This window comes from Photobacterium sp. DNB22_13_2 (genome assembly GCF_052873915.1).
In genome coordinates this window covers 1-1,358 of record NZ_JBNNXU010000049.1, presented here as the reverse complement: position 1 = coordinate 1,358, position 1,358 = coordinate 1, and the positions used below count along the sequence as shown (strand labels likewise).

The 1,358-nt window shown below is 48.5% G+C and carries 1 rRNA gene; it reads right to left on the bottom strand.

The features are described from left to right. A 23S ribosomal RNA gene (locus tag ACVA58_RS27725) occupies positions 1–1,157 on the bottom strand; the annotation flags it as partial. Positions 1,158–1,358 lie beyond the last annotated feature (201 nt).

Below are 1,358 nucleotides of genomic sequence, written 5' to 3'. Positions count from 1 at the left end.
TGCATTGCCGCAGCTTCGGTGTATAGCTTAGCCCCGTTAAATCTTCCGCGCAGGCCGACTCGACCAGTGAGCTATTACGCTTTCTTTAAATGATGGCTGCTTCTAAGCCAACATCCTGGCTGTCTGAGCCTTCCCACATCGTTTCCCACTTAGCTATAACTTTGGGACCTTAGCTGGCGGTCTGGGTTGTTTCCCTCTCCACGACGGACGTTAGCACCCGCCGTGTGTCTCCCGGATAGTACTTACTGGTATTCGGAGTTTGCAAAGGGTTGGTAAGTCGGGATGACCCCCTAGCCTTAACAGTGCTCTACCCCCAGTAGTATTCGTCCGAGGCGCTACCTAAATAGCTTTCGGGGAGAACCAGCTATCTCCAGGTTTGATTGGCCTTTCACCCCTAGCCACAAGTCATCCGCTAATTTTTCAACATTAGTCGGTTCGGTCCTCCAGTAAGTGTTACCTCACCTTCAACCTGCCCATGGCTAGATCACCTGGTTTCGGGTCTAATCCTAGCAACTGTACGCCCAGTTAAGACTCGGTTTCCCTACGGCTCCCCTAATCGGTTAACCTTGCTACTAAAATTAAGTCGCTGACCCATTATACAAAAGGTACGCAGTCACCCAACAAGTGGGCTCCTACTGCTTGTACGTACACGGTTTCAGGTTCTATTTCACTCCCCTCACAGGGGTTCTTTTCGCCTTTCCCTCACGGTACTGGTTCACTATCGGTCAGTCAGGAGTATTTAGCCTTGGAGGATGGTCCCCCCATCTTCAAACAGGATATCACGTGTCCCGTCCTACTCGTTTTCACTGATAAGATGCTACCGGTTACGGGGCTATCACCCTGTATCGCTGTGCTTTCCAGCACATTCACCTGTCATCAAACTAGCTTAAGGGCTAATCCGGGTTCGCTCGCCGCTACTGCCGGAATCTCGGTTGATTTCTCTTCCTCGGGGTACTTAGATGTTTCAGTTCCCCCGGTTCGCCTCGTTACGCTATGTATTCACGTAACGATAACTGCTTATGCAGCTGGGTTTCCCCATTCGGAAATCCAAGAGTATAGTGATTCTTACCATCTTCTCTTGGCTTATCGCAGGTTAGTACGTCCTTCATCGCCTCTGACTGCCTAGGCATCCACCGTGTACGCTTAGTCACTTAACCATACAACCCCAAGAGGTTTCGTATGGCAACAACCAAGGTTCACTCTCTCGTTAGAGAGAATTTTTTGTTTTCGCCGGACTCTTACACAAGACACTTGAATGTGTGTTGCTTGAGAACTCGTTTTATCTTTCGATAAAACTATTTAGTATTGAATTCGAAAATTCAATTTACTAGTCAGCTTTCCAGATTGTTAAAGAGCAT